A 26,414-nucleotide genomic window follows, 5' to 3' on the forward strand; every position below is an offset into this window, starting at 1 on the left:
GAACTTCGATGTCATCCGATCCGTGGGGGGTCGACAACTTGAGACTGTTCACGCGCCGCCATGCCGCGGCGCTCGCCACCGCTGCCGTGCTCGCGGCGACGGGCACACTGGTGACCGCGCCGGGCGCCATGGCCGACGACGCCGGTCCCTGGCCCGGCACCGAGGGCAAGATCCTCGTCGACGGGGGGAGGCTGATCGACCCGGCGACCGGGACCGTCACCACCCTCCAGAACGCCTATGGCACGGACTCGGCCTGGGCGCCGGACGGCAGCCGCTTCATCAACAGCTCGGGCCAGATCAAGAGCTACCGGCCCAGCGGCTCGACGCCGATCACGCTGCCCTGGGCCGAGGGTGTCCGCTCCAGCGCCGCGTACGAGGACCTGACCTTCGGCTGGAACGGACGCTACGTCGTCTTCTCCACCGGCGGCCAGCTCGCCTACGGTCCCTCCGACGGCTCGTGGGCGCCGCGCCCGCTGCTGTCGGCCGCCCAGGAACCGTCCACCGTCTGTGACACCGACCCGACCGTGAACGACTCGGGCCTGGTCGCCTTCGAGCGCGGGATCAACTCCGGCTGCTCCGACAACGCCGGGGTGTACGTCTACGACGGGTCCGCGAACACGGTCAAGCGGATCCTCACCGACGCCCGCCAGCCCGCCTGGTCGCCCGACGGCACCAAGCTGGCCTTCGTCCGCGCCGACGCCGACGGCAAGCCCCAGATCTTCACGGCGAACGCCGACGGCACGGACGTCAAGCAGGTCACCACCGGACCGGGCTACTACGCCAACCCGTCCTGGTCGCCCACCGGCACGCGCATCGTCCTCGACGCGTACGCCTTGGGCGACAGCGCCAGCGTGCACTCCACCCAGTACGTCGACCTGGCCACCGGCGAGCTGACCACGGTCGCGGAGAACGCGCCCGGCAACAACCCCAGTTGGCAGCCGCTGCGCAAGAACACCACCGCCCGGGTCTGGGGCTCCGACGCCTACGCCACCAACATCGCCTCCTCGCGCTGGAGTTGGAACACGGTCGGCAAGAGCGAGCCGGGTCTGCTGGACGCCAAGGCCGCGGTGCTGGTCAACCGGGACGACGTGGCGTACTCGCTCACCGCGCCCGCGCTGGCCGGCAAGAAGCAGGGCCCCGTGCTGGCGACGCCGAAGACGGGGCTGTCGACGGCGGTGAAGAACGAGCTGAAGCGGACGCTGAAGCCGGGCGCGAACGTCTGGATGGTCGGCAGCACGTCGATCCTGTCCACCAACATCGCCGCACAGTTGAAGACCCTCGGCTACGTCCCGAAGCGGATCTCCGCCACGGACCGCTACGCGACGTCCGTCTCGGTGGCCAAGGTGGTGACCACCAGCCCGAAGTACGTGTTCCTGGCCAGTGGCACCGACTACAAGGCGGCCCTTCCGGCGGCCGCCGCGGCAGGCGCCGACGGCACCGGCAGCACGGGCAGCCTCGTCCTCACGGACGGCAGCAAGCTGAGCTCGTCGGTGAAGTCGTACCTGAACAGCCTGAACCCCGACAAGACCATGGTCATCCCGGTGGGGTCCGCGGCGAAGTACGCGCTGACGCACTCGTCCTTCTCCCGCTGGCCGTCGACGTACTACTACTACCCGATCACTGCGAGCACCGACGAGGGCCTCTCGGTGGCCGTCGCCAAGTTCTGGTGGACCACGCCGGGCCAGGTCACCCTCGCCTACGCCGGCTCCTGGCGCGACGGGGTGTCCGCGGGCTCGGCGATGAACATCTACGGGCCGATCCTGTGGACCTCCAGGCCCGGTCTGTCGAGTGAGATCAAGAGCTACCTGCTGCGCGAAGCCGCGGGCACGCAGGCCGCGATCGCCTTCGGTGACACCGGCTCGGTCACGCTGGGCGCGCTGAACACGGCAGGCTCGTCGATCAGCGCGAACGGCAACGAGTTCGTGTACCAGCCGTTCTACAACGGCGTCCCGCCCACGGGCACGCAGGCCCTGTCCCTGCGCACGGCGGGCGAGGCGCCCGCCGCCGCGCCCAACGCGCCCAAGTCCGGTCCGGTGGCCGCCGAGCCGAACCTGGACTCGCTCAGGACGGCCCACCGCCAGTAGCGGTCGTCGCTGTCGCGGGGGCCCCGATCAGCATGGTCGGCGCCCCCGCGACGCGCGTCAGGAACACGGTCGCCGCGTTCGGCCCCTGCGGCCTGACCTTGCGCCTCAGCTCCTCCGGCTCGACGGCCGACCCGCGCTTCTTGACGGTGAGCGTCCCGACGCCCCGCTCCCGCAGCAGGGCCTTCAACTTCTTCACGTTGAAGGGGAGTCGGTCGGTGATCTCGTACGCGACCGCGTACTCGGTGGCGACGAGTTCATCGGCCGTGACATAGGCGATGGTGGCGTCGATCAGCCCGCCGCCCACTTCCTCGGCGACCTCGGCCACCAGATGGGCCCGGATGACGGCGCCGTCGGGCTCGTACAAGTACCGCCCCACGGACCGCACTTGGGGATCCGGCAGCCCCCGCCCGAGCAGCGTGCGCGGTCCGGGCAGCAGTGTGGCCCGCACGCCGGCGTCCCGCCCGGTGCCGAACCACAGCACCGCCTCCTTCACGTCGCCGCCGTCCGAGATCCACTCGGCCTCGGCGTCCGCAGGCACCGCCTCGTGCGGAATGCCCGGCGCGATCTTGAGGGCGGCAACCCGGGCGTCCTGGGCCGCGCCGACCGCCCACGACAGCGGCGGCGAGTAGGCCTCCGGGTCGAAGATCCGGCCTCTGCCTCCCCTTCGTGCGGGGTCGACGAACACGGCGTCGTACGCCGATGTGTCGACCTCTGTGACGTCCGCCTCCCGTACCTCGATCAGCTTCTCAAGCCCCAGCACCTCGGCGTTCGCCCGTGCGACCGCGGCCGTCAGCGGGTCCCGGTCCACCGCGAGCACCCGGATCCCGGCGCGGGCGAGGGCGATCGCGTCGCCGCCGATGCCGCAGCACAGGTCGGCGACGGAGGTGACGCCCAGCTCCGCAAGCCGTGCCGCGCGGTACGTCGCCACGCTGGTCCGCGTCGACTGCTCGACCCCGTTCGGCGTGAAGAACATCCGCCCCGCGTCCTCGGCGCCGAACTTCGCCGCCGCCCGCTGCCGCAGCCGGGCCTGGCCGAGCGCCGCCGACACCAGATCGGCAGGGTGCTCGCGGCGCAGGCGGGTGGCGACGGCGAGTTCGTCGGCCGGGTCGGTGTCGCGCACCTCGTCGAGGAGAGCGCGGCCCTCGGGGGTGAGCAGCGAGCGGAAGGAGAGCAGGTCGTTCACCAGGTCATTGTGGGCCAGTCGGTGGACACTGCGCCTCCGGCGGCGGTGTCGGGCCGGGTTCGGGGCGGGTGCCTGCGAGGATCCGACACCATGCGACTGGTAGTACAAAATGACAAAAAGAGGGCACTGGGCGGGCGAGGGGCCGTCCGGAGCGGCCTCGCCGTGCTCGCCGTCGCCGCGGTCGTCTCCGGTTGCTCGGGGCTGGACGAGGAGCGGGTCGTACGGTCGGCCCAGGGCCCGCAGCCACTCAAGGCGCCCGCCGCCGCGCTGGACAACTACGCCGCCCGTCTGCACGCCGACCACTACGCCATGGCGGCCGCCGCACGGCGCTGGGGCCTGGGCCGGATCCCGCTGACACCCCCGCCGCCCCCGAAGCACAAGCCGAGGATCACCGCCCGCGACGGCTTCCAGGTCGACGGCCAGGTGGAGGACGACCTCCCACCCGTCTTCACCACGATCCCCACGAAGCAGAAGGTCGTCTTCCTCACCATCGACGACGGCGCCGAGAAGGACCCGGCGTTCCTGCGCATGATGAGCGAACTGAAGGTCCCGTACAGCGCCTTCCTCAGCAACTACCTGGTGAAGGACGACTACGGCTACTTCCGCAGGATGCAGTCGCAGGGGGTCTCCCTCAACAACCACACCCTCACGCATCCCTATCTGCCGGGTCTGTCCTACGAGGAACAGAAGGACGAGATCTGCGGCATGCAGGCCATCATGAAGAAGCAGTTCGGCAAGGCCCCGACCGTCTTCCGGCCGCCGTACGGCAACTACAACGGGGACACCCTGCGCGCGGCCAAGACCTGCGGGATCAAGTACGCGCCGATCTGGGACGAGGAAGTCTTCGTCGACCACTGGGAGTACCGGGAGCCGGACCAGAACCTGCACCCCGGCGACATCGTGCTCACCCACTTCCGCGGCCGTGAGGACTGGAACGGCACGATGATCGACGACATGCGCCGGTTCCTGAACAGGGTCACCCGCGAGGGGTACGCGGTGGCACGCCTGGAGGACTACCTGTGAGGCGGCGGACGGCGGCGGGTCACCAGCGGCCGACCGCCGCCGTCCTTGCGGCCGCCTGCCTCCTCACCGGCTGCGCCCAGTCGGTCGACCCCATCGAACGGCTGGGCAAGAAGGCGGCCCAGGGCGTACGGTCCCACAGCCCGGCCGCCGAACCGCCGTACCGCCACTGGGGCCTGGCGGCCCCGCTGGCCAGCGCGCCGAAGCCGGCCGCCCGCACCCTGGCGCCCCACTCCGCGGGCCCGGGGCTGCCCCCTGTCGTGGACCACGTCACCACCCCCGACAAGGTCGTCTTCCTCACCTACGACGACGGCGCCGAGAAGGACCCGCGGTTCGTCGACATGGTCCGCGAACTGCGGCTCCCGGTCAGCCTGTTCCTCACGGACAGTGTGGTCGGCCCGGGGTACGGCCACTTCGCCCGCCTCCAGTCGGTCGGCGCGAGCATCCAGAACCACACCCTCGACCATCCGGCGATGCGGGGACTGCCGTACGCCGGACAGCGCGCCGAGATCTGCGGCCAGCAGGACAAACTCAAGTACCGCTTCGGCATCCGCCCCCGCCTGTTCCGCCCGCCCTACGGCACGTACGACACGACGACCCTGCGCGCGGCCGCGGACTGCGGTGTGTCAGCGGTCGTCCTCTGGCGTGCCGCGACGACGCCCGACGGCATCTCCTACACCCGGGGCGAGAAGCACCTGCACCCCGGCGACATCGTCCTGGTGGGCCCCGACGAGTCCAGGGGCCCCACCCTGAGAGAACGCACGCTCCGCCTGCTGCGCCGAGCCCAGAGGGAGGGGCTGACGGTGGGGCGGCTGGAGGACTACCTGTAGGGGGGCCGATCGGGGTGCCGGGGAGGGAACTCCGGCTGACGCGCCGCGGGCAATTGGCACTCCGCTTGACCGAGTGCTAATCGCGGTCATAGTCTCGGCTCTGGCACTCGGTAGACGAGAGTGCCAACAACGCGACGGGCAGGTCCGGCACCCGCGACGACGGATCCACCTGGTCGCCACCTCAGACAGTTAACCCCGTGAGATCTCCGAAGGGGGAGGTCGGATCGTGACGACCACCAGCTCCAAGGTTGCCATCAAGCCGCTCGAGGACCGCATCGTGGTCCAGCCGCTGGACGCCGAGCAGACCACGGCCTCGGGCCTGGTCATTCCGGACACCGCCAAGGAGAAGCCCCAGGAGGGCGTCGTCCTGGCCGTGGGCCCGGGCCGCTTCGAGAACGGCGAGCGCCTGCCGCTCGACGTCAAGACCGGCGACATCGTGCTGTACAGCAAGTACGGCGGCACCGAGGTGAAGTACAACGGCGAGGAGTACCTCGTCCTCTCGGCTCGCGACGTGCTCGCGATCATCGAGAAGTAATTCATCTCCACCACATTGCCTGACGCTGCGCCCCTGGCCCCCGCGACCACTAGTGAAGCCGGGCGCCCGGGGCGCAGTGCCTTTTTCACCCACAGATTTCCGAGAGGGCTCCCGCTGTCATGGCGAAGATCCTGAAGTTCGACGAGGACGCCCGTCGCGCCCTCGAGCGCGGCGTCAACAAGCTGGCCGACACGGTCAAGGTGACGATCGGCCCCAAGGGCCGCAACGTCGTCATCGACAAGAAGTTCGGCGCCCCGACCATCACCAACGACGGCGTCACCATCGCCCGCGAGGTCGAGATCGAGGACCCGTACGAGAACCTGGGCGCCCAGCTGGTGAAGGAGGTGGCGACCAAGACCAACGACGTTGCTGGTGACGGCACCACCACCGCCACCGTGCTGGCCCAGGCTCTCGTCCGCGAGGGTCTGAAGAACGTCGCCGCCGGCGCCTCCCCGGCCGCCCTGAAGAAGGGCATCGACGCCGCGGTCAAGGCCGTGTCCGACGAGCTGCTCGCCACGGCCCGGCCGATCGACGAGAAGTCCGACATCGCCGCCGTCGCCGCGCTGTCCGCCCAGGACCAGCAGGTCGGCGAGCTCATCGCCGAGGCGATGGACAAGGTCGGCAAGGACGGTGTCATCACCGTCGAGGAGTCCAACACCTTCGGTCTGGAGCTGGACTTCACCGAGGGTATGGCCTTCGACAAGGGCTACCTGTCGCCGTACTTCGTGACGGACCAGGAGCGCATGGAGGCCGTCCTGGAGGACCCCTACATCCTCATCAACCAGGGCAAGGTCTCCTCCATCGCGGACATGCTGCCGCTGCTCGAGAAGATCATCCAGACCAACGCCTCGAGGCCGCTGCTGATCATCGCCGAGGACGTCGAGGGCGAGGCCCTGTCGACCCTGGTCGTCAACAAGATCCGCGGCACCTTCAACGCGGTCGCGGTCAAGGCCCCGGGCTTCGGCGACCGCCGTAAGGCGATGCTGCAGGACATGGCGATCCTCACCGGCGCCACGGTCATCTCCGAGGAGGTCGGCCTCAAGCTCGACCAGGTCGGCCTCGACGTGCTGGGCTCCGCCCGCCGCGTGACGGTCACCAAGGACGACACCACGATCGTGGACGGCGCCGGCAAGACCGAGGACGTCCACGGCCGCGTCGCCCAGATCAAGGCCGAGATCGAGAACACGGACTCCGACTGGGACCGCGAGAAGCTCCAGGAGCGCCTCGCGAAGCTGGCCGGCGGCGTGTGCGTGATCAAGGTCGGCGCCGCCACCGAGGTGGAGCTGAAGGAGAAGAAGCACCGTCTGGAGGACGCCATCTCCGCGACCCGCGCCGCGGTCGAGGAGGGCATCGTCTCCGGTGGTGGCTCCGCGCTCGTCCACGCCGCCAAGGTCCTCGAGGGCAACCTCGACAAGACCGGCGACGAGGCCACCGGTGTCGCCGTCGTCCGCCGCGCGGTCGTCGAGCCGCTGCGCTGGATCGCCGAGAACGCCGGCCTGGAGGGCTACGTCATCACCTCCAAGGTCGCCGAGCTCGACAAGGGCCAGGGCTTCAACGCCGCCACCGGCGAGTACGGCGACCTGGTCAAGGCCGGCGTCATCGACCCGGTGAAGGTCACCCGCTCCGCCCTGGAGAACGCCGCGTCCATCGCCGCCCTCCTCCTGACGACCGAGACCCTGGTCGTCGAGAAGAAGGAAGAGGAAGAGCCGGCCGCCGCGGGCCACGGCCACGCCCACTGAGGCACGCGACAGCTCACGGAGAAGCCCCCGTTCCCGCCATGGGAACGGGGGCTTCGCCCCTCGCGGGCGTATGTGGGGTGGGCGGGTTCAGTTCTCCAGCGCCTCCAGCGCCCCCAACTGCGCCAGCAGGCCGAGACGGTCGTACTGCCACCAGCCCTCGGCGATCTTTCGGTCCTCGCCGAAGCGGAAGACCGTCGTGCCGGTCATCGTGACCTGCTTCCCGGTCTGGGGCAGGCCCAGGAACTCGCCCTTGTGCGTGCCGCTCCACGTCCACCGGTTGCACACCCGGTCGCCCTGGGTGATTTGGTCCTCGACGGTGAAGGCGAAGTCGAAGCCGGCCCGCCACATGCCGATCTCCCGCCGCATCGCGTCCATGCCGAGGGTGTCCTGCTCGTTCGCGGGATCGTGGTCGTGGTAGCTCTCGGCGAGCAGGCCGTCCAGCGGCGGCAGTTCGCCCTCGGTGGCCACCGTCTCGAAGAACCGCCGCGCGCCCGCCGCGCACAACTGCTCGTCCCGTACGACCTCCAGGTCCGTGAACGTCGGCATCTCGTCGCACAGCGCGACCATCTCGCGGAAGATCTTGTCGGTCTCCGGGAGGTTGGAGTTGCGCATCGCGTCCTCGTACGACGCGAACTCCACGATCTCGATGATGTGCGACGTGTCCGACCGGTCCCGGCCGACCAGATCGTGCGTCGCGGTCCGCTTCCCCTTGGTCTGCTCGACCCAGTCGTCCATGAGCCGGTCCAACTCGTCGAACCGGCTGGTCCTGCACTCGATGAGCTGTACGAACGTCATGACGCCGCCTCCGGCCCCCCTGGGTCCGGTTCCCTCAAGCCCATTTTCCCACCGGAACGCTCACTGCGGGCCGTACTTGCGCCCCGTCCGTGACGTGATTCCGCCCAGCAGCCCGCGCGGCGCCACCTTCGCCAGGCCCATCAGCGCCTTGTAGCGCGGGTCCGGGATGGACAGCGTCCTGCCGTGCGCGAGGTCCGCGAGCGCCGCCGCGACCACCTTGTCCGCGTCGAGCCACATCCAGCCGGGGATGTTGTCCGTGCCCATCCCGGCCCGCTGGTGGAACTCCGTGCGCACGAAGCCCGGGGCCAGCGCCATCAGGCGGACGCCCGTACCGGCCAGGTCCCGCGCCGCGCCCTGCGTGAACTGCACGACCCACGCCTTCGACGCCCCGTACGTACCCCGCGGCACGAACGCCGCCACCGAGGCCACGTTCACGACCCCGCCGCGCCCGCGCTCCCGCATCGCCTCGGTCGCCGCCGACGTCAGCCGCAGCACCGCCTCGATGTGCACCTTGAGCATCTTCAGCTCGTCGGCCATCGGTACCTCGAGATAGCGGCCCTTGTTGCCGAAGCCCGCGTTGTTGACCAGCAGGTCGACCGGGTTGCGGCGGTCGCCGAGCCGGGCGGCGACCTTCTCGATGCCGGCGTCCTCGGCCAGGTCGGCGGTCAGCACCTCCGCCTCGATGCCGTGCCGGTCGTGCAGCTCGGTCGCCTGCTCGCGCAGCCGCTTGGTGTCCCGGGCGACCAGGACGAGGTCGTGCCCGTCCGCCGCCAGCCGCCGCGCGAACGCGGCACCGATCCCCGCGGTCGATCCCGTAATCAGAGCCGTTGTCATGACCCAAGACTAGTTACCCGGAGGGAACGGGTCCGCTGCGCGCACAGGCTCTGCGGATCGGTGAAGGTCCCGTGCGCGTCCACCCCGTGATGGCGCCTCAGCCGCCCTGCCGCTCCCCGGACTTGTCGCCGTATTTCGCCACGTACTTCCGTGCCTCCTTCAGCGCCTCGGGATGCAGGGCGTCGGCCGCGTCGAGGACGCGCGGCAGCAGCTCGCGCTCGGTCGTCTCCGCGCGGAACTGCAGGGCCACCGTCACACCGTGGTCCGGCCGGTGCACGATCTCCACCGTGTCGCCCGCCCGGATCTCGCCCGGCTCGATCACCCGGAGGTAGGCACCCGGCTGAGCCTTCCGTGTGAACCTCTTGACCCAGCCCGGTTCGCCCACATGGGCCTGGAACGTACGGCACGGGATGCGTCCGCAGGTGACCTCCAGGACCACCTCGCGGCCGATGCGCCAGCGCTCTCCGATCAGGGCGTCGGACACGTCCAGGCCCCGGGTCGTGAGGTTCTCGCCGAAGGCGCCGTTGGCGAGGCTGCGGCCCAGCTCCCGCTCCCAGCCGTCGAGATCCTCGCGCGCGACCGCGTACACCGCCTGGTCGTCGCCGCCGTGATGGCGCAGGTCGCACACCGCGTCCCCGGCCAGCCCGCTTCCGGCGACCCCCTTCGGACCGGGTGCCGACACCCGCACCGGGCCGTCCACGGGGCGCTTGTCGATGCCGGTCAGACCCTCCGGCTGGTCGGTGTGGTCCACGGCCTTGGGGCGACCCACGTTCACCGAGAGAAGCATCATGTCCGCAAGGTACGACACCTCGCCTCAAAGCGTCGACGCGATATTGGGCACCATACCCAAGGCCGACTTATGCTCGAAGAATGATCGAGGGCCGCCATCTCCGCGTCCTGCGCGCCGTCGCCACCACCGGGTCCTTCTCGGCGGCCGGGCGCGAACTGGGCTGCACTCAGCCCGCCGTCAGCCAGCAGATGAAGGCGCTGGAGGCCTCGGTCGGCACCCCGCTGCTCGTCCGCAGCGGCCGCGAGATGCGCCTGACCCAGGCCGGCGAGGCCCTTGTACGGCATGCCTCCGGCATCCTCGCCGGGCTCACCGCGGCCGAGGAGGAGGTCGCCGCGATCGCCGGGCTGCGCGCGGGCCGGGTGCGCCTCGTCTCCTTCCCCAGCGGCAGCTCCACCCTCGTCCCCACCGCCCTGGCCGCCCTGCGCGCCGCCCACCCCGGCACGCGCGTGTCCCTGGAGGAGGCCGAACCGCCGCGGTCCGTGGAGCTGCTGCGCGAGGGCTACTGCGACGTGACGCTCGCGTTCCGGTACGAGGGCGCGGCGGGCGCCGAGGAGTGGGACGACCTGGTCGTACGGCACCTGCTGTCGGACCGGCTGGTCGGCCTGGTGCCCGAGCGGCACCGGCTCTCGCGTACGGAGGCTGTGGCCATCGGCGACCTGGCCGGCGAGCCCTGGATCGCGGGCTGCCCGCGCTGCCGGGGCCAGTTGGTGGAGGTCTGTGAGAGCGCCGGCTTCACCCCGCGCATCGACTTCGCCACCGACGACTATCCGGCGGTGGTCGGTCTGGTGGGCGCGGGTCTCGGCGTGGCCGTCCTCCCCCAGCTCGCCGTCGAGTCCGTACGCCCCAGGGGCGTACGGGCGGTGGCGCTGGAACCGGCGGTGCGGCGGGAGATCGTGGCGCTCACGCTGCCCGACCTGGCCCAGGTGCCGGCGGTGGCGGCGACGCTGGAACAGCTCGCGCGGGCGGCGGCGCGACTGGCCGGGTAACCGGGTTCGGCCGGGCGGGGCACCTCGCTTCGGATGCGGGGGCACGCGCGCGTGCCGGGGGCATCAGATTTGCAGAAACGTTCCTTCAGGTGTTCGAAGCGGCGTCCGCGCCGGAGGAGGCCGACACCAGTCGGTTGCGTGCCCGCCCCATGAGTTCCTCGCGCTCGTCCTCGGTCAGGCCGCCCCACACGCCGTACGGCTCGCGCACGGCCAGCGCGTGCGCCGCGCACTCCGCACGGACAGGGCACCTCATGCAGACCTCCTTGGCCGAGTTCTCTCGAGCGCTCCGTGCCGCCCCGCGCTCACCCTCCGGGTGGAAGAAGAGCGAACTGTCGACCCCGCGGCAAGCGGCCAGGAGCTGCCAGTCCCACAGGTCCGCGTTCGGTCCGGGAAGGCGTGAGAAATCTGCCATTACGTGACCCCTTGTAGCCGTTCTGGGCGGATACGGTGCCAGCGACCGTACGTCTCCGGTCTAAGGAGATGAAAATATGACTCATTGCGAATCTAGCCCCAGACACCGTGAAACGGGAAGAAAATGGTTCAAATGGGGCATAGCTTGTGGTGAAAAGTTGAGGGTCCGACGGCCATGTCTGCACCGTGTGCGCACCCTCACGTAGAGTGCCGAAGACGGCCCGTAGCCCCGTAACTCTTTCGAGTGACCGTCGTTGAGAGTGCGGAGGCGGTTGAAAACAAGAGCGCTCGGGCAGGCGTCCGAGACGGTCGACCGCACAGGTGACGATTCCGTACCAGCCTGGAGGCTCAAGGTGACGCGCATCAGCTGCGGAGGACGGCCATGACATCCGTCCTCGTCTGCGACGACTCCCCGCTTGCCCGAGAGGCGCTCCGCCGCGCGGTCGCGACCGTGCCCGGCGTCGAGCGTGTGACGACGGCGGCCAACGGCGAGGAAGTGCTCCGCCGCTGGGGTGCCGACCGCTCGGACCTGATTCTGATGGACGTACGCATGCCCGGACTGGGCGGCGTCGAGACCGTGCGCAGGCTGCTGTCCGCCGACCCCGGCGCACGCATCATCATGCTCACGGTCGCCGAGGACCTCGACGGCGTGGCCCTCGCGGTCGCCGCCGGCGCCCGGGGCTATCTGCACAAGGACGCCTCGCGCGCCGAGCTGCGCGCCACGGTGACGCAGGCCCTCGCCGACCCGACCTGGCGGCTCGCCCCGCGTCGGCTGCGCTCGGCCGAGATGGGCGCCGCGCCCACGCTCACCGCGCGTGAGATCCAGGTGCTCGAGGGCATGAGCCACGGCCGCTCCAACGCCGAGATCGGCCGAGAGCTGTTCCTGTCCGAGGACACCGTGAAGACTCACGCCCGGCGCCTGTTCAAGAAGCTCGGCGCCTCGGACCGCGCGCACGCGGTGGCGCTCGGCTTCCGGTGGGGACTGGTCCGGTAGGACAGTGAGCGACAGCGGGGGTGCGGACCGTCCCGAACTCCCCGCCTACCCCATGGTGGGCGGGGCGGGAACGCGACCCGCCGGATGCCCGCTGCTCGTTTCGCCGCGGATGCCGCATCCTTGGAGGTGTGGAGTTCCTCGGGGACGAGTTGGTCAAGCGGAAGGGGAGGGCGCAGGAGATGAGTTCCGGCGCACCTACTCATAACGCTTCGGTGCACAACGATGGACGCGGTGCCACGGACCGTACGGCCGCAAGGCACCATGGACCGATGCGCGACGACGAGGCGGGCACGGCCCAAGGGGCGATCGGTGCGCTCGTGCATCGCGCTGTAGACGGGGACGAGCAGGCCACGCACGACCTGCTCGCCCATGTCCACCCCCTCGCACTGCGCTACTGCCGCACCCGGCTGTCCCGGCTCCCGGGCGACGCGCGGCACTTCGTCGAGGACCTGGCCCAGGAGGTCTGTGTCGCGGTTCTCCTCGCCCTACCCCGCTACCGGGACACCGGACGCCCCTTCGAGGCGTTCGTCTTCGCCATCGCCTCGCACAAGGTCGCCGACCTCCAGCGCGCCGCGATGCGCCACCCGGGTTCCACGGCCATCCCCTCGGACGAGATGCCGGAGCGCCCGGACGACTCCCTGGGCCCCGAGGAGCGCGCACTGCTCAGCAGTGACGCCGAGTGGGCGAAGAAACTGCTGGCCAACCTCCCGGAGAACCAGCGCGAACTGCTCCTCCTGCGGATCGCGGTGGGCTTGACGGCCGAGGAGACGGGCCAGATGTTGGGAATGTCACCCGGTGCCGTCCGGGTGGCCCAGCACCGGGCGCTGAGCAGACTGCGGGCCCTGGCCGAGCAGTAACGCGGGCCGTGACGCCCTTGCGGCGGGCGCCTTCCTTGAACAGGCCGCTCGTCAGTTCCGTACGAATATACGAAGCCCGGGGCGGGTGTGAACCGTGGAATCCGGGAGCTGTCCTTCCCGTTAGCATGGACATCCGCACCGTTCAAGGCCATTTGGAGAAGGTGTCATGACTGCCAACGTCGACGGAGTGCCCGGTAAATTCGCGACACTGGGGCTGACCTACGACGACGTGCTGCTGCTGCCGGGCGCGTCGGACATGGCTCCCGACGAGATCGACACCGCCTCGTACGTCTCCAAGAACGTGCGGGTCAACATCCCGCTCCTGTCCGCCGCCATGGACAAGGTCACCGAGTCCCGCATGGCGATCGCGATGGCCCGCCAGGGCGGCGTCGGCGTACTGCACCGCAACCTCTCCATCGAGGACCAGGCCAACCAGGTCGACCTGGTGAAGCGCTCCGAGTCCGGCATGGTGGCCAACCCGATCACCATTCACCCGGACGCCACGCTCGCCGACGCCGACGCGCTGTGCGCCAAGTTCCGCATCAGCGGCGTCCCGGTCACCGACCCCGCGGGCAAGCTGCTCGGCATCGTCACCAACCGCGACATGGCTTTCGAGAGCGACCGCTCGCGCCGGGTGCGCGAGGTCATGACCCCGATGCCGCTGGTCACCGGCAAGGTCGGCATCTCGGGCAACGACGCGATGCAACTGCTGCGCAAGCACAAGATCGAGAAGCTGCCGCTGGTCGACGACGAGGGTGTCCTCAAGGGCCTCATCACGGTCAAGGACTTCGTCAAGGCCGAGCAGTACCCGAACGCCGCCAAGGACTCCAGGGGCCGGCTCCTGGTCGGTGCCGCCGTCGGTGTCGCCGGTGACGCGTTCGAGCGTGCCCAGGCGCTGATCGAGGCGGGCGCCGACTTCATCGTCGTCGACACCGCGCACGGCCACTCCCGCCTGGTCGGCGACATGATCGCCAAGATCAAGTCGAACTCCTCCGGCGTCGACGTCATCGGCGGCAACATCGCCACGCGCGACGGCGCCAAGGCCCTCGTCGACGCGGGCGCCGACGGCATCAAGGTCGGTGTCGGCCCCGGCTCCATCTGTACGACCCGTGTGGTCGCCGGCGTCGGCGTCCCGCAGGTCACCGCGATCTACGAGGCCGCGCTCGCCGCGCGTGCGGCCGGCGTCCCGGTCATCGGCGACGGCGGTCTGCAGTACTCCGGCGACATCGCCAAGGCCCTCGTCGCGGGCGCCGACACGGTGATGCTGGGCTCGCTGCTCGCGGGCTGCGAGGAGTCGCCGGGCGAGCTGCTGTTCATCAACGGCAAGCAGTTCAAGTCGTACCGCGGCATGGGCTCGCTGGGCGCCATGCAGACCCGCGGTGAGCGCAAGTCGTTCTCCAAGGACCGCTACTTCCAGGAGGGCGTCGCCTCCGACGAGCAGCTGATCCCCGAGGGCATCGAGGGCCAGGTGCCCTACCGCGGCCCGCTGTCCTCCGTCGTCCACCAGCTGGTCGGCGGTCTGCGCCAGTCGATGTTCTACGTCGGCGGCAAGAACGTGCCGGCGCTGCAGGAGAACGGCCGGTTCGTGCGGATCACGTCGGCGGGCCTCAAGGAGAGCCACCCGCACGACATCCAGATGACGGTCGAGGCGCCGAACTACAGCCGCAGCAAGTAGGCACAAGGCTTCCTGAGGGCGGCCCCGGATGCTCCGGGGCCGCCCTTGCCGTGCCCGTCGGCGATACTGGAAGACGCTGAAACGCATCAGGGAAAGGCCACAGACGTGACTGAGATCGAGATCGGGCGCGGCAAGCGCGGCCGCCGGGCGTACGCCTTCGACGACATCGCCGTCGTCCCCAGCCGCCGTACGCGGGACCCGAAGGAGGTCTCGATCGCCTGGCAGATCGACGCCTACCGCTTCGAGCTGCCCTTCCTGGCCGCCCCCATGGACTCGGTCGTCTCCCCGGCCACCGCGATCCGCATCGGCGAGCTGGGCGGCCTCGGCGTGCTCAACCTCGAGGGCCTGTGGACGCGGTACGAGGACCCGCAGCCGCTGCTCGACGAGATCGCCGCGCTGCCGGCCGAGGCCTCGACGCGCCGCCTCCAGGAGGTGTACGCGGCTCCCATCAAGGAGGAGCTGATCGGCGCGCGCATCAAGGAGGTGCGCGACTCCGGCGTGGTCACGGCGGCCGCGCTCTCCCCGCAGCGCACGGCGCAGTTCTCCAAGGCGGTCGTGGACGCGGGCGTGGACATTTTTGTCATCCGCGGTACGACGGTCTCGGCGGAGCACGTGTCGTCCTCGCACGAGCCGCTGAACCTGAAGCAGTTCATCTACGAGCTCGACGTGCCGGTGATCGTCGGCGGCTGTGCCACGTACACGGCGGCGCTGCACCTGATGCGCACAGGCGCGGCCGGTGTCCTGGTCGGCTTCGGCGGCGGCGCGGCGCACACCACGCGCAACGTGCTGGGCATCCAGGTCCCCATGGCCACCGCCGTGGCCGACGTGGCGGCGGCCCGCCGTGACTACATGGACGAGTCCGGCGGCCGGTACGTGCACGTCATCGCGGACGGTGGCGTCGGCTGGTCCGGCGACCTGCCCAAGGCGATCGCCTGCGGCGCCGACTCGGTGATGATGGGCTCCCCGCTCGCGCGTGCGACGGACGCGCCGGGCAAGGGCCACCACTGGGGCATGGAGGCCGTCAACGAGGAGTTGCCGCGCGGCAAGAAGGTCGACCTCGGCACGGTCGGCACGATCGAGGAGATCCTCGCGGGCCCGTCCCACACGCCGGACGGCTCGATGAACTTCTTCGGAGCGCTGCGCCGGGCGATGGCGACGACCGGGTACAGCGAGCTGAAGGAATTCCAGCGGGTGGAAGTCACGGTGGCGGACTCGCAGCACCGGCGGTAGGCGGTACGGCACGGCGAAGGGCTCGGACCTGTGTGGTCCGGGCCCTTTCGTGTGCCCAAGTGAGGGTGCGCGCCGCATGCCACCAGCCTTCGGAGCTCGCGGTGGGGCGTGCGTCCCCTTCACAGCCTGTGCGCCGCCCCTGTGGGCGTGGCGCCCCTTGTGTCCAGCAGCAGTTGCGCCTTCACCGACAGGCTCTGCATGTCGTACGTCCTGTGCTGCTGGAGGAGGATCGTCAGGTCGGCGTCGGCCGCTGCCTCGTAGAAGGAGTCGGCTCGGGGGATCGGGCGGTCGAGGACGTTCCAGGACGGGACGTGCGGGTCGTGGTAGCTGACGGAGGCGCCCAACTCCATCAGGCGGATCGCGATCTCCCGCGCGGGGGTGCCCTGTTGGTCGGCGAGGTCGGCCTTGTACGTGACACCCAGAAGGAGTACGCGCGCGCCTCGCGCCGATTTGCCGTATTCGTTGAGGAGGGCCGCGGCGCGCTGGACGACGTACCGGGGCATGCGGTTGTTGACCTGCTGGGCGAGTTCGACCATGCGCAGGGTGCGGCCGGCGTGGGCGGTCAGATCCTGCGGGACGCCGTGGCCGCCGACTCCGGGGCCGGGACGGAAGGCGTGGAAGCCGAACGGCTTGGTCTCCGCGCACCGGATGACGTCCCACAGATCGACACCCAACTCATGGCACAGGACGGCCATTTCGTTGACGAGCGCGATGTTGACGTGCCGGAAGTTGGTCTCCAGGAGTTGCACCGTCTCGGCTTCCCGCGGGCCACGCGCGCGTACCACCTTGTCCGTCAGCCGTGAGTAGAACGCAGCGGCCGACTCGGTGCAGGAGGGGGTGAGACCGCCGATCACCTTGGGGGTGTTGGCCGGCGTGAAGTCCCGGTTGCCGGGGTCGACGCGGCTGGGTGAGTACGCGAGGTGGAAGTCACGGCCCGCGCGCAGCCCCGAGCCCTTCTCCAGGAGGGGGAGGAGGACTTCCTCCGTCGTGCCGGGCGGCACCGGCGATTCCAGGATCACCGTGGTGTGCGGGCGCAGCTGCTCGGCGAGGGCGCGGGCCGCCGTCTCGACCTGGGTGAGGTCGAGTTTGCCGTCCGCGCCGCGCGGGGTCGGCGCGCAGATCACCGCGGTGCGTACACGGCCGAGCCCGGCCGGGTCGGAGGTCGTCCGGAAGCCCCCCGAGAGCATCCGGCGCAGTTGAGCGGGGCTGAGTGAGCCGGCCTCGGGACCGGTGGCGTATCCGAGGGTGGGGATGCCGGCGGCTACGGCGGCCTGGGCCAGGGGCAGGCCGTAGGGACCGAGTCCGATGACGGCGAGGTCTGCGGGCATGGCGTGGGCCGTCCTTCCCAATAACCGAAGCGGGACAGGTGCGCAAGCCCTGTGGACAGGGCGGGCGAGCGCACTGTCACACTAGGAGTAAATATGACCGTTATGCGGGAAATACGGGATTGTGTTCCTGTGTCTTTCCGTGGCCTTCCGCTGGTCACGTGCCTGTTGTCCACAGGCTGAGGGCGCGTGGTGGCTGAAGCCGGGCAAGCCGGTCAGAATTTGGGCATGGGGAGGGGACGGACGGGGCTTCGCCCATCGGGTGCGGCCGACTCGACCGACAGCGGGAGGCAGCGGTGAGGACAGCGACACTGGGGCCGGCGCAGCGCGCGGAGTCACTCGCGGGCATGGCCGAGCGTGAGCTGGACGTACTGGTGGTCGGCGGCGGCGTGGTCGGCGCGGGTACCGCGCTGGACGCGGTCACCCGCGGACTGTCCACGGGATTGGTGGAAGCCCGCGACTGGGCCTCGGGCACGTCGAGCAGATCCAGCAAACTGATCCACGGCGGCCTGCGCTATCTCGAGATGCTCGACTTCGCCCTCGTCAGGGAGGCTCTGAAGGAGCGTGGGCTGTTGCTTGAGCGGCTTGCCCCGCATCTGGTCAAGCCGGTGCCCTTCCTGTATCCGTTGCAGCACAAGGGCTGGGAGCGGTTGTACGCCGGTTCGGGCGTCGCGCTCTACGACGCCATGTCGATGGCCCGCGGCCACGGCCGCGGCCTGCCGGTGCACCGCCACCTGAGCCGCCGTCACGCCCTGCGCGTCGCGCCAGCCCTGCGCAAGGACGCCCTGGTCGGCGCGCTCCAGTACTACGACGCCCAGATGGACGACGCCCGTTACACGGCCACCCTGGTGCGCACGGCGGCGTCGTACGGCGCGAAGGTCGCCAACCGCGCGCGCGTGACGGGCTTCCTGCGCGAGGGCGAGCGGGTGGTCGGTGCGCGGGTGCAGGACGTCGAGGGCGGCGGCGAGTACGAGATCCGGGCCAAGCAGGTCGTCAACGCCACGGGCGTGTGGACCGACGACACCCAGGCGATGGTGGGCGAGCGGGGACAGTTCCACGTCCGTGCCTCGAAGGGCATCCACCTGGTCGTACCCAAGGACCGCATCCACTCCACCACCGGGCTGATCCTGCGCACCGAGAAGTCCGTCCTGTTCGTCATCCCCTGGGGCCGGCACTGGATCGTCGGTACGACCGACACCGACTGGGACCTCGACAAGGCCCACCCCGCCGCCTCCAGCGCCGACATCGACTATCTGCTGGAGCATGTGAACTCGGTGCTCGCGGTGCCGCTCACCCGCGACGACGTCCAGGGTGTGTACGCGGGCCTGCGTCCGCTGCTGGCCGGCGAGTCCGACGCCACCAGCAAGCTGTCGCGCGAGCACACCGTGGCGCATCCGGTGCCCGGGCTGGTCGTGGTCGCGGGCGGCAAGTACACGACGTATCGCGTGATGGCCAAGGACGCCGTCGACGAGGCCGTGCACGGGCTCGACATGCGTGTCGCGGAGTGCGTCACCGAGGACATCCCGCTGCTGGGCGCGGAGGGGTACCGGGCGATGTGGAACGCGCGGGCGCGGATCGCCGCGCGGACCGGTATCCACGTGGTGCGCGTCGAGCACCTGCTCAACCGGTACGGCTCGATGGCGGAGGAACTCCTCGACCTGATCGCCGCCGACCCCTCCCTGGGCGAGCCCCTCCAGGCGGCTGACGACTATCTGCGCGCCGAGGTGGTGTACGCCGCCTCGCACGAGGGCGCGCGGCACCTGGACGACGTGCTGACGCGCCGTACCAGGATCTCCATAGAGACCTTCGACCGCGGCACCCGCAGCGCCCGCGAGGCCGCCGAGCTCATGGCGCCCGTGCTCGGCTGGGACAAGGACCAGATCGAGCGGGAGGTCGAGCACTACGAGAAGCGGGTGGAGGCCGAGCGGGAGTCGCAGCGCCAGCCCGACGACCTGACGGCGGACGCGGCACGACTGGGTGGGCCGGACATCGTGCCTCTGTGACCCGTGGCCCGCGCGTCACCCCAGGTTGTGTGGCCTCGGCCGGAAGGGGCTCGGTCGTGGACTGCCGGTCGCGGCCGGGCCACAGACCGGTGGCGTCGGCTGTCAGCATTCGATGGCCCACTCTGGATCATCCACTTCGGACTATGGGGAAGGGTCGTGACCCGTGCCCCACGCGTCAACGGATCAGGAAGTGTCCTCGCCCCACTCCCAGAAGCCGACCATCATCCGTTCGTAACGGATGCCGAACTCGAGCGCCTGCCGCTGCCGGATCTCGGAGAACAGACCGGCCGCGAGCAGCCGGTCGTACTGCGCATGCGGCACCTGCCAGAACGGCGCCACCGTCCGCCCCGCCTCCACCTTCACGTCGTACGGGCTCGCCTCTCCCAACTGCCCGATGATTCCGAGGACGAGGTACGAGGTGGGCGTCAGACGGGTCTCCGGCATGGCCCGACGGGACCGCCGTGAGCGCAGCCGGGGATTCTTCGGGCCCGGGCCGTGACGACGGGGCACCCTGTGCGTTGGGCACTTGTCGGGTGAGGGACAATGGAGGCTCTGTCAGGGCGGGTTGCATGAGGGGACGCATGTCGGAGGCGGAGCGGGCGGGAGCATCCCGTCAGGACAGGAGCGGACGTCTCCTCGCCGGGCGGTACCGGCTGGGAGCAGTGCTCGGCCGCGGCGGCATGGGTACGGTGTGGCGCGCCGAGGACGAGACCCTCGGCCGGACCGTCGCGGTCAAGGAGCTGCGGTTCCCGTCGAGCATCGACGAGGACGAGAAGCGGCGCCTGATCACGCGGACCCTGCGCGAGGCCAAGGCGATCGCGCGGATCCGAAACAACAGCGCGGTGACGGTCTACGACGTCGTCGACGAGGACGACCGGCCGTGGATCGTGATGGAACTCGTCGAGGGCAAGTCCCTGGCCGAGGTCATCCGTGAGGACGGCCTGCTCGAACCGAAGCGCGCGGCGGAGGTCGGGCTCGCCGTCCTCGACGTCCTGCGCTCGGCGCACCGCGAGGGCATCCTGCACCGGGACGTGAAGCCGTCCAACGTGCTGATCGCCGAGGACGGCCGGGTCGTGCTCACCGACTTCGGCATCGCGCAGGTCGAGGGCGACCCGTCCATCACCTCCACCGGCATGCTCGTCGGCGCGCCCTCCTACATCTCCCCGGAGCGGGCCCGCGGCCACAAGCCCGGTCCGGCGGCCGACCTGTGGTCGCTCGGCGGACTGCTGTACGCGTCGGTCGAGGGCATGCCGCCGTACGACAAGGGGTCGGCGATCGCCACGCTGACCGCCGTGATGACCGAGCCGCTGGAGGAGCCGAAGAACGCGGGTCCGCTCAGGGACGTCATCTACGGCCTGCTCGACAAGGACCCGGAGCGGCGGCTGGACGACGCGGGTGCCCGCGCCATGCTCAACGCGGTGCTCCACGCGCCCGACCGCGAGCAGCCGATGGATGCGACGCGGGTCGTTCCGCTGCCCGCGCAACTCGAGGGCCCCGAGAGCGGGCGCGGTGCGGGCGCCGGCGGCAAGCGGGGCGAGGAGGCATCGGACAGGCTGCGCGGGGCGCTGCGGTCCGTGCGGAAGGCGTCGGGGGCGGGTACGGCGGCTGCGGCTGCCGCTGCTTCCGGTGGGGCGGCGGCCGAACGAAGCGGGAGCGCTACGACGGCTTCCCCGGAGGGGACCACGGGCGCGGCCGGAGCCTCGGGCAACAGCGCTGCCGGGAAGGCGAGTTCGGGGTGGCCCGTGATGACGCCGCCCGACCTGCCGCCGCGGACCGCGCCCAGGGCGCCACTGACCGACGTGGTGCCGAAGCGGACCTTGATGATCATCGCGGTGGTGGTCGCGCTCGCGGTGCTCGGCACCGTGCTGGCCCTCACGCTCGGCGGTGACGACAAGGGCACCAAGGGGGCCCGGGGCGGCGGCGCTGCCAAGGGCGTGGCGAGCGCGAGTTCCGGTGTCGACACGAAGAAGGACGACGACAGCAGCGCGCGTACGGACAGTGACGGCTCGGGTTCGGCCACGACGGGATCCACGCCCGGGAAATCGACGCCGGGGACGGGGAGTTCGGCGAGCGCCGGTTCGTCGAACTCCAGTGGCAGTCGCGGTGCGCCGGTCGTGTCCACGCACAAGGGCGGCCAGGGCTATTCGATAGGGCTGCCGAAGGGGTGGAAGTACCAGTCGACGGGCGGCGCGGGGGATCGTTTCACCGGGCCTCAGGGGCAGAAGCTGCTGGTCGCCTGGACCACCACGCCCAAGGACGACCCCGTGGCGGACTGGCGCAACCAGGAGCGCTACATGGTGCGTTCGCAGTACAGGAAGATCCGGATCGAGGCCGTGGACTACCGCGGCTGGAACACCGCCGACTGGGAGTTCACGTACGTCGACGGCGGGACGAAGTACCGGTCGATCGACCGCGGGTTCGTCGTCAACAGTCATGTGGGGTACGCGCTGATGTACACGGCGGAGGCCGCGCACTGGGACGACGAGCTGCGCCGGGACACCTGGAGGACGCTGACGAAGTCCTTCGAACCGAAGGCGTGATGTGACCGGTCCCGCGTTCGGGGCGTGAGAATCGGGCAAGCCCTCATTGCGGCTTGCCTCCGGCACGTATCGTGAGTGGTTGCGGACCGTACGCATCCAGGTACGCATACAGAACGGGACGCAAGGCGAACGGAATTGACCGACCGGACGGCCGGGGGAGGCAACGTGGACGACTATGCGGGTCGGGTGCTCGCCGACCGCTACCGCCTGCCTTTGCCTCCTTCCGACGAGTACGAGCTCACCGAGACGCGGGCCTTCGACACCTACAGCGGGCAGGAAGTCCTGGTACGGCAGGTACCGTTGCCGGAGGTCGTCGAGGCGGAGGTGCTCGACGCGGACGGGCTGCCCGAGGGGTTCACGGCGCGTGACCGCGGGGCGCGGCGGGCCCCGGCGGACCGGACGGCGTCGCGACGGCCGGCGGATCCCGCGGTGCGGCGGGCCGTGGAGGCCGCGCAGGCCGCCGCGCGGATTCCCGACCATCCCCGGCTCGACCAGGTCTTCGACGTGTTCGCCGAGGGCGGGTCGCTGTGGATCGTCAGCGAGCTGGTGGCGGCGCGGTCGCTGGCCACGATGCTCGCCGAGCAGCCGCTGACGCCGTACCGGGCGGCCGAGGTCGCCTCCGACGTCCTGATGGCGCTGCGGGTCCTGCACGCGCACGGCTGGGTCCACCGGAACATCACCGCCCGCACGGTCCTCGTCTGCGACGACGGCCGCGTGATGCTGACGGGCCTCGCGGTGGGGGCGGCGGAGGAGGCGCTGTGCGGGTACGACCCGGTGCCTGCGCGGGAGGACGAGCAGGAAGACGGGGGCGGGGACGGGGACGGTGGCCTCGGGGGTTCCGGGCAGGGTGATGGCGGGGTGCCGGGGGCGGCTGGCGCTGCGGGTGCTTCCCGCTTGCCCGGTGCCGTTGTCGGGCAGGCCGGCGCCGGTGGTCCCGGTGTTGATGCCGAGGCCGCTCGGCGGGCCGCCATTCAGGCGCGGGCTGCCGGAGGTGCGGGGGCGTCCGACCGTTACGCGCTGGAGAGCGCCGGGGACATCCGTGCCGCCCGGGCCGGGGCGATCGCCGCATACCAGGCGGGTGCACGCGCCGCCGCCCGGGTGCAGGAGGCCCAGCGGAACGGGCGTACCGCGCTGCCCGGAGCCCGGCCGGCCGCCGAGGGGGAGACCGACGGCGTCCACGGCGCCACCCCCTGGCACGGATCCTCGCCCCGCACAACTCCCGCCGACGCCCAAGGCCTTACCCCGGTCCCCCCGACCGCCCATGTTCCGCGCCCTGCCGTCGACGCGACCGGCCGCCCACTGCCCACCCCTGCCCTGCCCACGCAGCAAGGACGGACTCCCGCTTCTCGCAACGGTGCTGGCGGTTCGGTGGAGGCAGGCGCGGACGCCTCCCGTTGGGACACGCCCGTCCCCGGCCCCCGCCGCGGCCCCGCGACCGCGATCGCCGCCGAGCGGGCTCGGCAGGTGCGGATGACTGTCGTGGGGCCCGTCACCGAGCGGTGGGCGCCGGAGCAGGCCGGATCCGTGCACGAGAACTGGCAGTTGGCGGCGCCCATCGGGCCCGCCACCGATCTGTGGGCGCTCGGCGCGCTGCTCTTCCGGGCCGTGCAGGGCCACGCGCCGTACCCGGAGGAGTCCACCGCCGAGCTGGTGCAACTGGTCTGCGCGGAGCCGCCCGCGTTCGCGGAGGAGTGCGGGCCGCTGCGGCCGGTGGTCGAGTCGTTGCTGCGTCAGGACCCCACCGAGCGCCCCGAGTTCGAGGAGCTGCGCGGCTGGCTGCGCTCGCTCGTGCGGTCGGCCCCCGAGCCGGAGGCCGGCGCGCACATCGTCGCCGCCCCGCCCACCGACCCCCGCCGGCTGCCGATCGTGCGGCGGCGCGGCGAGCTGGTGCGCCGGCGGCGCACCGGACTGCCCGCGAACAGCCCGCCCGGCCGGCACAAGCGGGCCGGGCAGGAGGAGCAGTCGCCGCGCAGCCTGGGCCGCACCCTGCTCCTGCTGATCCTGCTCCTGCTGGCCGGCGCGATCGCGTACGCCATGCTGTTCATGCCCAAGGCGGACAGCAGCAGCGGTGCCGCCGGCAGTGACCGGGGCGCGACTCAGGCACCGGCCGAGCCGTCGCGACAGCCTGGCGGCGAATCCGGCCACTCGGGGAAAGCCTCTTCCGCGCCCTCCACCGAGACCCAGACCACCACCGACCCCTCGGTCGCCGACGGCTTCACCCTGCGCAAGGACCCCGAGGGCTTCCAGGTCGCCGTCGCCGACGGCTGGGAGCGCACACCCAGGAACGGGCGCGGGCAAGTGGTGTACTCGCACGGGAACTTCGAGCTCCTCGTCGTACCGGGGCGGGACGGCTCCGCGACGTACGGCAGCGATCCGATGGCGTACCAGCGGAACAAGGAGAGCGAACTCCAGCCCTACCGCGACTCCAGCTGGGCCACCGCCACCGGCCTCAGGACCATCGAGGTGGGCGGACGCACCATGGCGGAGGGCCAGTTCACCTGGACCGACGACCAGGGCCGCGACCTGTTCGTGCGTAACATCGCGATCCTCCTGGACGGTCACTACCACGTGCTCCAGGTGCGCGGCCCGGAGGCCGAGCGGGACGAGGTGACGCGGCTGTACGAGCAGGCGTCGGCGACCTACCGGTACACCGGCTGAGCTGTAGCGCTGTACCCGCTGAGCTGTACCGCTGGGCCGTACCGTCGTTCGGTTCCCGGTCGGCCGCAGAAGCGACAACCGTCACAGTGCGGTTTCCTTGTCACCCCGCGTGTTCCATGAATGCAGGCCGGTCCTTAGTCTGACCCTGTCAAGACCATTGCGGGGCAACGTGAATCAGATGCAGGGCCTGCTCATCGCGGGCCGCTACCGGCTTGCCGACTCCATCGGCAGCGGCGGCATGGGCCGGGTGTGGCGCGCCCACGACGAAGTGCTGCACCGGACGGTCGCCGTCAAGGAGCTGACCGCCGCGCTCTATGTCTCCGAGAGTGACCAGGCCGTTCTGCTGGCCCGCACCCGCGCCGAGGCCCGCGCCGCCGCGCGCATCAACCACTCGGCCGTCGTCACCGTCCACGACGTACTGGAACACGACGGCCGTCCGTGGATCGTGATGGAGCTGGTCGAGGGCCACTCGCTGGCCGACGCGGTCAAGGAGCAGGGCCGGGTCGAGCCGCGCGAGGCCGCCCGGATCGGGCTGTGGGTGCTGCGGGCGCTGCGCGCCGCGCACGCCGCCGGCGTCCTGCACCGCGACGTCAAGCCCGGCAACGTCCTCCTCGGCCGGGACGACGGCCGTGTCCTGCTCACCGACTTCGGCATCGCGCAGATAGAGGGCGACTCCACCATCACCCGTACGGGAGAGGTCGTCGGCTCGGTCGACTACCTCGCGCCCGAGCGGGTACGCGGCCACGATCCGGGCCGGTCCTCCGATCTGTGGGCGCTGGGCGCCACGCTCTACACGGCGGTCGAGGGCCGCTCTCCGTTCCGCCGCACCTCGCCGCTGAGCACCATGCAGGCGGTCGTCGAGGAGGAGGCCGAAGCGCCGCGGTACGCCGGTGCGCTCGGGCCCGTCATCACCGCCCTGCTCCGCAAGGACCCCGCGCAGCGCCCCGACGCCACGGAGGCCGAGCACATGCTCGCCGAGGCGGCGGAGGGCCGACGGCCCGACACGGCGCAGGCGTACGTGCCGACGCGGCACGGCGGCTCCCACCTGGGCGGGCGAGCCGAGTACCCGTCGGCGACCGGCCCACAGTACGGACCCCCTTTGGCCGCCGGGTCCCCGTACGAGCCCCCTCCGGCCACCTCGCACACGGCGGTGGCCTCGCCCGCGGCCGCCGCCCCGCCCCCGCGCCGCCGGCTCCGTACGCTCGCCCTCGTCGTCGCCTGCGCGGCGGTCGTAGGTGGCGCCGCCGCGGTGGCGTTGCAGCAGTACGACTCGGGGCGCAAGGGCGAGAACGGTATCGGTGTGCACACCCCGGGCACGGCGTCAGCCACCGGCAGCCCGACGGGCACACCGACCGCGGGCGGCACCGTCCCCGCCGACTGGGAGCCGCACCACGACCCGCTGGGTTTCAGCCTCTCCCTGCCCCCGGGCTGGACGCGCAAGGTGTTCCCCACCAAGGGCGGCATCAAGCAGATCGACTACTCGCCCGACGGCGGCATCCACTTCGTCCGCATCGCCATGGACAGCTCACCGGACTTCGCGAGCCCCGGCGATCACCAGAAGGACCTGGAGGTGACGCTGAAGGGGCTGGTCGGATACCAGCGCGTGACGCTGAAGGACAACATCTACCGCGACCGTCCGGGCTCGCTGTGGGAGTGGACCTGGGACGCGCTGGCGAAGGACCCGCCGTTCGTCGCCGGGCCGCGCCACGCCGTCGAGGAGACCTACTTCGCCCGCTCCGGCACCGAGTACGCGATCTACATGTCGACGCCCGCCGAGGACTGGGCGACGACGAGCAAGCAGTTCAAGTGGGTGCTGCAGAGCTGGCAGCCGGGGGAGAGCTGATTCGCGGTCGGCTGAGAGCCGACTGGCGGCCGGGCGGGAGCCGGCGGTGACGTGCTTGGCCGATCGGCGCCCCGGAGGGGGA

The 26,414-nt window shown here is 71.0% G+C and carries 21 protein-coding genes; 14 read left to right on the plus strand and 7 right to left on the minus strand.

The genetic code is table 11. The features are described 5' to 3' along the window. Window positions 1-38 precede the first annotated feature (38 nt). Window positions 39-2,084: a cell wall-binding repeat-containing protein gene (locus ACFYXB_RS01660; RefSeq protein ID WP_389576719.1), complete on the plus strand. Its 2,046-nt coding sequence runs from the start codon at window positions 39-41 to the stop codon at window positions 2,082-2,084. Here the strand turns inward: ACFYXB_RS01660 and ACFYXB_RS01665 are convergent. After that, window positions 2,062-3,375, minus strand: coding sequence for a methyltransferase domain-containing protein (locus ACFYXB_RS01665; RefSeq protein WP_389576721.1), 1,314 nt, complete (start codon window positions 3,373-3,375; stop codon window positions 2,062-2,064). The two genes, ACFYXB_RS01660 and ACFYXB_RS01665, sit on opposite strands and share 23 nt — an antisense overlap. Here ACFYXB_RS01665 and ACFYXB_RS01670 point away from each other — a divergent pair. From ACFYXB_RS01670 to groL, 4 genes are all read left to right on the plus strand, one after another. Continuing rightward, window positions 3,358-4,290, plus strand: a complete 933-nt coding sequence (locus tag ACFYXB_RS01670) for a polysaccharide deacetylase family protein (protein WP_389576722.1) — start codon at window positions 3,358-3,360, stop codon at window positions 4,288-4,290. The two genes, ACFYXB_RS01665 and ACFYXB_RS01670, sit on opposite strands and share 18 nt — an antisense overlap. After that, window positions 4,287-5,117, plus strand: coding sequence for a polysaccharide deacetylase family protein (locus tag ACFYXB_RS01675; RefSeq protein ID WP_389576724.1), 831 nt, complete (start codon window positions 4,287-4,289; stop codon window positions 5,115-5,117). The genes ACFYXB_RS01670 and ACFYXB_RS01675 overlap by 4 nt, the downstream gene beginning before the upstream one ends. A 226-nt stretch (window positions 5,118-5,343) precedes the next feature. Continuing rightward, a complete protein-coding gene (gene groES / locus ACFYXB_RS01680) occupies window positions 5,344-5,652 on the plus strand; it encodes a co-chaperone GroES (protein WP_003998759.1) in 309 nt (102 codons plus the stop codon). 119 nt (window positions 5,653-5,771) lie between these two features. Further along, entirely contained in the window at window positions 5,772-7,391 is a 1,620-nt protein-coding gene (gene groL, locus ACFYXB_RS01685) for a chaperonin GroEL (RefSeq protein WP_351352637.1), read from the plus strand. 87 nt (window positions 7,392-7,478) lie between these two features. Here groL and ACFYXB_RS01690 read toward each other — a convergent pair whose 3' ends face one another. The 3 genes from ACFYXB_RS01690 to ACFYXB_RS01700 form a co-directional block, all read right to left on the minus strand. Next, on the minus strand, window positions 7,479-8,186 hold the full coding sequence (locus tag ACFYXB_RS01690; protein ID WP_389576726.1) for an ester cyclase: 708 nt from the start codon (window positions 8,184-8,186) through the stop codon (window positions 7,479-7,481). Window positions 8,187-8,246: 60 nt separating this feature from the next. Continuing rightward, on the minus strand, window positions 8,247-9,020 hold the full coding sequence (locus ACFYXB_RS01695) for an SDR family NAD(P)-dependent oxidoreductase (protein ID WP_389576728.1): 774 nt from the start codon (window positions 9,018-9,020) through the stop codon (window positions 8,247-8,249). A 97-nt stretch (window positions 9,021-9,117) separates the two neighbouring features. Then, window positions 9,118-9,810, minus strand: coding sequence for an MOSC domain-containing protein (locus tag ACFYXB_RS01700; RefSeq protein ID WP_389576730.1), 693 nt, complete (start codon window positions 9,808-9,810; stop codon window positions 9,118-9,120). 80 nt (window positions 9,811-9,890) lie between these two features. Here ACFYXB_RS01700 and ACFYXB_RS01705 point away from each other — a divergent pair, with 80 nt between their 5' ends. Then, window positions 9,891-10,796 (plus strand): LysR family transcriptional regulator, encoded by a 906-nt coding sequence (locus ACFYXB_RS01705; protein WP_389576732.1) that lies wholly within the window; start codon window positions 9,891-9,893, stop codon window positions 10,794-10,796. 85 nt (window positions 10,797-10,881) lie between these two features. Here ACFYXB_RS01705 and ACFYXB_RS01710 read toward each other — a convergent pair whose 3' ends face one another. Beyond that, window positions 10,882-11,208: a WhiB family transcriptional regulator gene (locus ACFYXB_RS01710; protein WP_351352652.1), complete on the minus strand. Its 327-nt coding sequence runs from the start codon at window positions 11,206-11,208 to the stop codon at window positions 10,882-10,884. A gap of 381 nt (window positions 11,209-11,589) precedes the next feature. Between ACFYXB_RS01710 and ACFYXB_RS01715 the strand changes: the two genes are divergently transcribed. The 4 genes from ACFYXB_RS01715 to ACFYXB_RS01730 all read left to right on the plus strand — a co-directional run bounded on the left by ACFYXB_RS01715 (window position 11,590) and on the right by ACFYXB_RS01730 (window position 15,963). Then, a complete protein-coding gene (locus ACFYXB_RS01715) occupies window positions 11,590-12,201 on the plus strand; it encodes a response regulator transcription factor (RefSeq protein ID WP_003948568.1) in 612 nt (203 codons plus the stop codon). A 269-nt stretch (window positions 12,202-12,470) separates the two neighbouring features. Next, on the plus strand, window positions 12,471-13,058 hold the full coding sequence (locus ACFYXB_RS01720) for a sigma-70 family RNA polymerase sigma factor (RefSeq protein WP_351352655.1): 588 nt from the start codon (window positions 12,471-12,473) through the stop codon (window positions 13,056-13,058). A 166-nt stretch (window positions 13,059-13,224) separates the two neighbouring features. Continuing rightward, a complete protein-coding gene (guaB, locus tag ACFYXB_RS01725; protein ID WP_389576734.1) occupies window positions 13,225-14,733 on the plus strand; it encodes an IMP dehydrogenase in 1,509 nt (502 codons plus the stop codon). Between the two features lie 105 nt (window positions 14,734-14,838). Next, on the plus strand, window positions 14,839-15,963 hold the full coding sequence (locus tag ACFYXB_RS01730) for a GuaB3 family IMP dehydrogenase-related protein (protein ID WP_351352661.1): 1,125 nt from the start codon (window positions 14,839-14,841) through the stop codon (window positions 15,961-15,963). 119 nt (window positions 15,964-16,082) lie between these two features. Here ACFYXB_RS01730 and ACFYXB_RS01735 read toward each other — a convergent pair whose 3' ends face one another. Continuing rightward, window positions 16,083-17,291: a nucleotide sugar dehydrogenase gene (locus ACFYXB_RS01735; RefSeq protein WP_389576736.1), complete on the minus strand. Its 1,209-nt coding sequence runs from the start codon at window positions 17,289-17,291 to the stop codon at window positions 16,083-16,085. Between the two features lie 293 nt (window positions 17,292-17,584). Between ACFYXB_RS01735 and ACFYXB_RS01740 the strand changes: the two genes are divergently transcribed. Beyond that, window positions 17,585-19,291 carry a glycerol-3-phosphate dehydrogenase/oxidase gene (locus tag ACFYXB_RS01740; RefSeq protein WP_388504504.1) on the plus strand — a complete coding sequence of 569 codons (1,707 nt, stop codon included), beginning with the start codon at window positions 17,585-17,587 and terminating at the stop codon, window positions 19,289-19,291. A 183-nt stretch (window positions 19,292-19,474) separates the two neighbouring features. Here the strand turns inward: ACFYXB_RS01740 and ACFYXB_RS01745 are convergent, their stop codons facing one another. Beyond that, complete coding sequence (locus ACFYXB_RS01745; protein ID WP_389576738.1) at window positions 19,475-19,735, minus strand: hypothetical protein; 261 nt, start codon at window positions 19,733-19,735, stop codon at window positions 19,475-19,477. 137 nt (window positions 19,736-19,872) lie between these two features. On the opposite strand from ACFYXB_RS01745, the gene ACFYXB_RS01750 reads away from it, so the two are divergent. The 3 genes from ACFYXB_RS01750 (at window position 19,873) to ACFYXB_RS01760 (ending at window position 26,332) form a co-directional block, all read left to right on the plus strand. Then, window positions 19,873-21,831 (plus strand): serine/threonine-protein kinase, encoded by a 1,959-nt coding sequence (locus tag ACFYXB_RS01750; protein ID WP_389576740.1) that lies wholly within the window; start codon window positions 19,873-19,875, stop codon window positions 21,829-21,831. Window positions 21,832-21,996: 165 nt separating this feature from the next. Next, entirely contained in the window at window positions 21,997-24,489 is a 2,493-nt protein-coding gene (locus tag ACFYXB_RS01755; protein ID WP_389576742.1) for a protein kinase, read from the plus strand. Window positions 24,490-24,667: 178 nt separating this feature from the next. Continuing rightward, entirely contained in the window at window positions 24,668-26,332 is a 1,665-nt protein-coding gene (locus tag ACFYXB_RS01760; RefSeq protein WP_389576744.1) for a serine/threonine-protein kinase, read from the plus strand. The last annotated feature ends 82 nt before the right edge of the window (window positions 26,333-26,414 follow it).

It is taken from the genome of Streptomyces sp. NPDC002619, from assembly GCF_042889305.1.
Classification (GTDB): Bacteria; Actinomycetota; Actinomycetes; order Streptomycetales; family Streptomycetaceae; genus Streptomyces.

Excerpts from the sequence above, each read along its gene's own strand:
- ACFYXB_RS01670 (WP_389576722.1), top strand. The coding sequence starts at position 3,358 with ATGCGACTGGTAGTACAAAATGACAAAAAGAGGGCACTGGGCGGGCGA.
- groL (WP_351352637.1), top strand. The coding sequence starts at position 5,772 with ATGGCGAAGATCCTGAAGTTCGACGAGGACGCCCGTCGCGCCCTCGAG.
- ACFYXB_RS01690 (WP_389576726.1), bottom strand. The coding sequence starts at position 8,186 with ATGACGTTCGTACAGCTCATCGAGTGCAGGACCAGCCGGTTCGACGAG.
- ACFYXB_RS01695 (WP_389576728.1), bottom strand. The coding sequence starts at position 9,020 with ATGACAACGGCTCTGATTACGGGATCGACCGCGGGGATCGGTGCCGCG.
- ACFYXB_RS01700 (WP_389576730.1), bottom strand. The coding sequence starts at position 9,810 with ATGATGCTTCTCTCGGTGAACGTGGGTCGCCCCAAGGCCGTGGACCAC.
- ACFYXB_RS01705 (WP_389576732.1), top strand. The coding sequence starts at position 9,891 with ATGATCGAGGGCCGCCATCTCCGCGTCCTGCGCGCCGTCGCCACCACC.
- ACFYXB_RS01710 (WP_351352652.1), bottom strand. The coding sequence starts at position 11,208 with ATGGCAGATTTCTCACGCCTTCCCGGACCGAACGCGGACCTGTGGGAC.
- ACFYXB_RS01715 (WP_003948568.1), top strand. The coding sequence starts at position 11,590 with ATGACATCCGTCCTCGTCTGCGACGACTCCCCGCTTGCCCGAGAGGCG.
- ACFYXB_RS01720 (WP_351352655.1), top strand. The coding sequence starts at position 12,471 with ATGCGCGACGACGAGGCGGGCACGGCCCAAGGGGCGATCGGTGCGCTC.
- guaB (WP_389576734.1), top strand. The coding sequence starts at position 13,225 with ATGACTGCCAACGTCGACGGAGTGCCCGGTAAATTCGCGACACTGGGG.
- ACFYXB_RS01735 (WP_389576736.1), bottom strand. The coding sequence starts at position 17,291 with ATGCCCGCAGACCTCGCCGTCATCGGACTCGGTCCCTACGGCCTGCCC.
- ACFYXB_RS01745 (WP_389576738.1), bottom strand. The coding sequence starts at position 19,735 with ATGCCGGAGACCCGTCTGACGCCCACCTCGTACCTCGTCCTCGGAATC.
- ACFYXB_RS01750 (WP_389576740.1), top strand. The coding sequence starts at position 19,873 with ATGTCGGAGGCGGAGCGGGCGGGAGCATCCCGTCAGGACAGGAGCGGA.
- ACFYXB_RS01760 (WP_389576744.1), top strand. The coding sequence starts at position 24,668 with ATGCAGGGCCTGCTCATCGCGGGCCGCTACCGGCTTGCCGACTCCATC.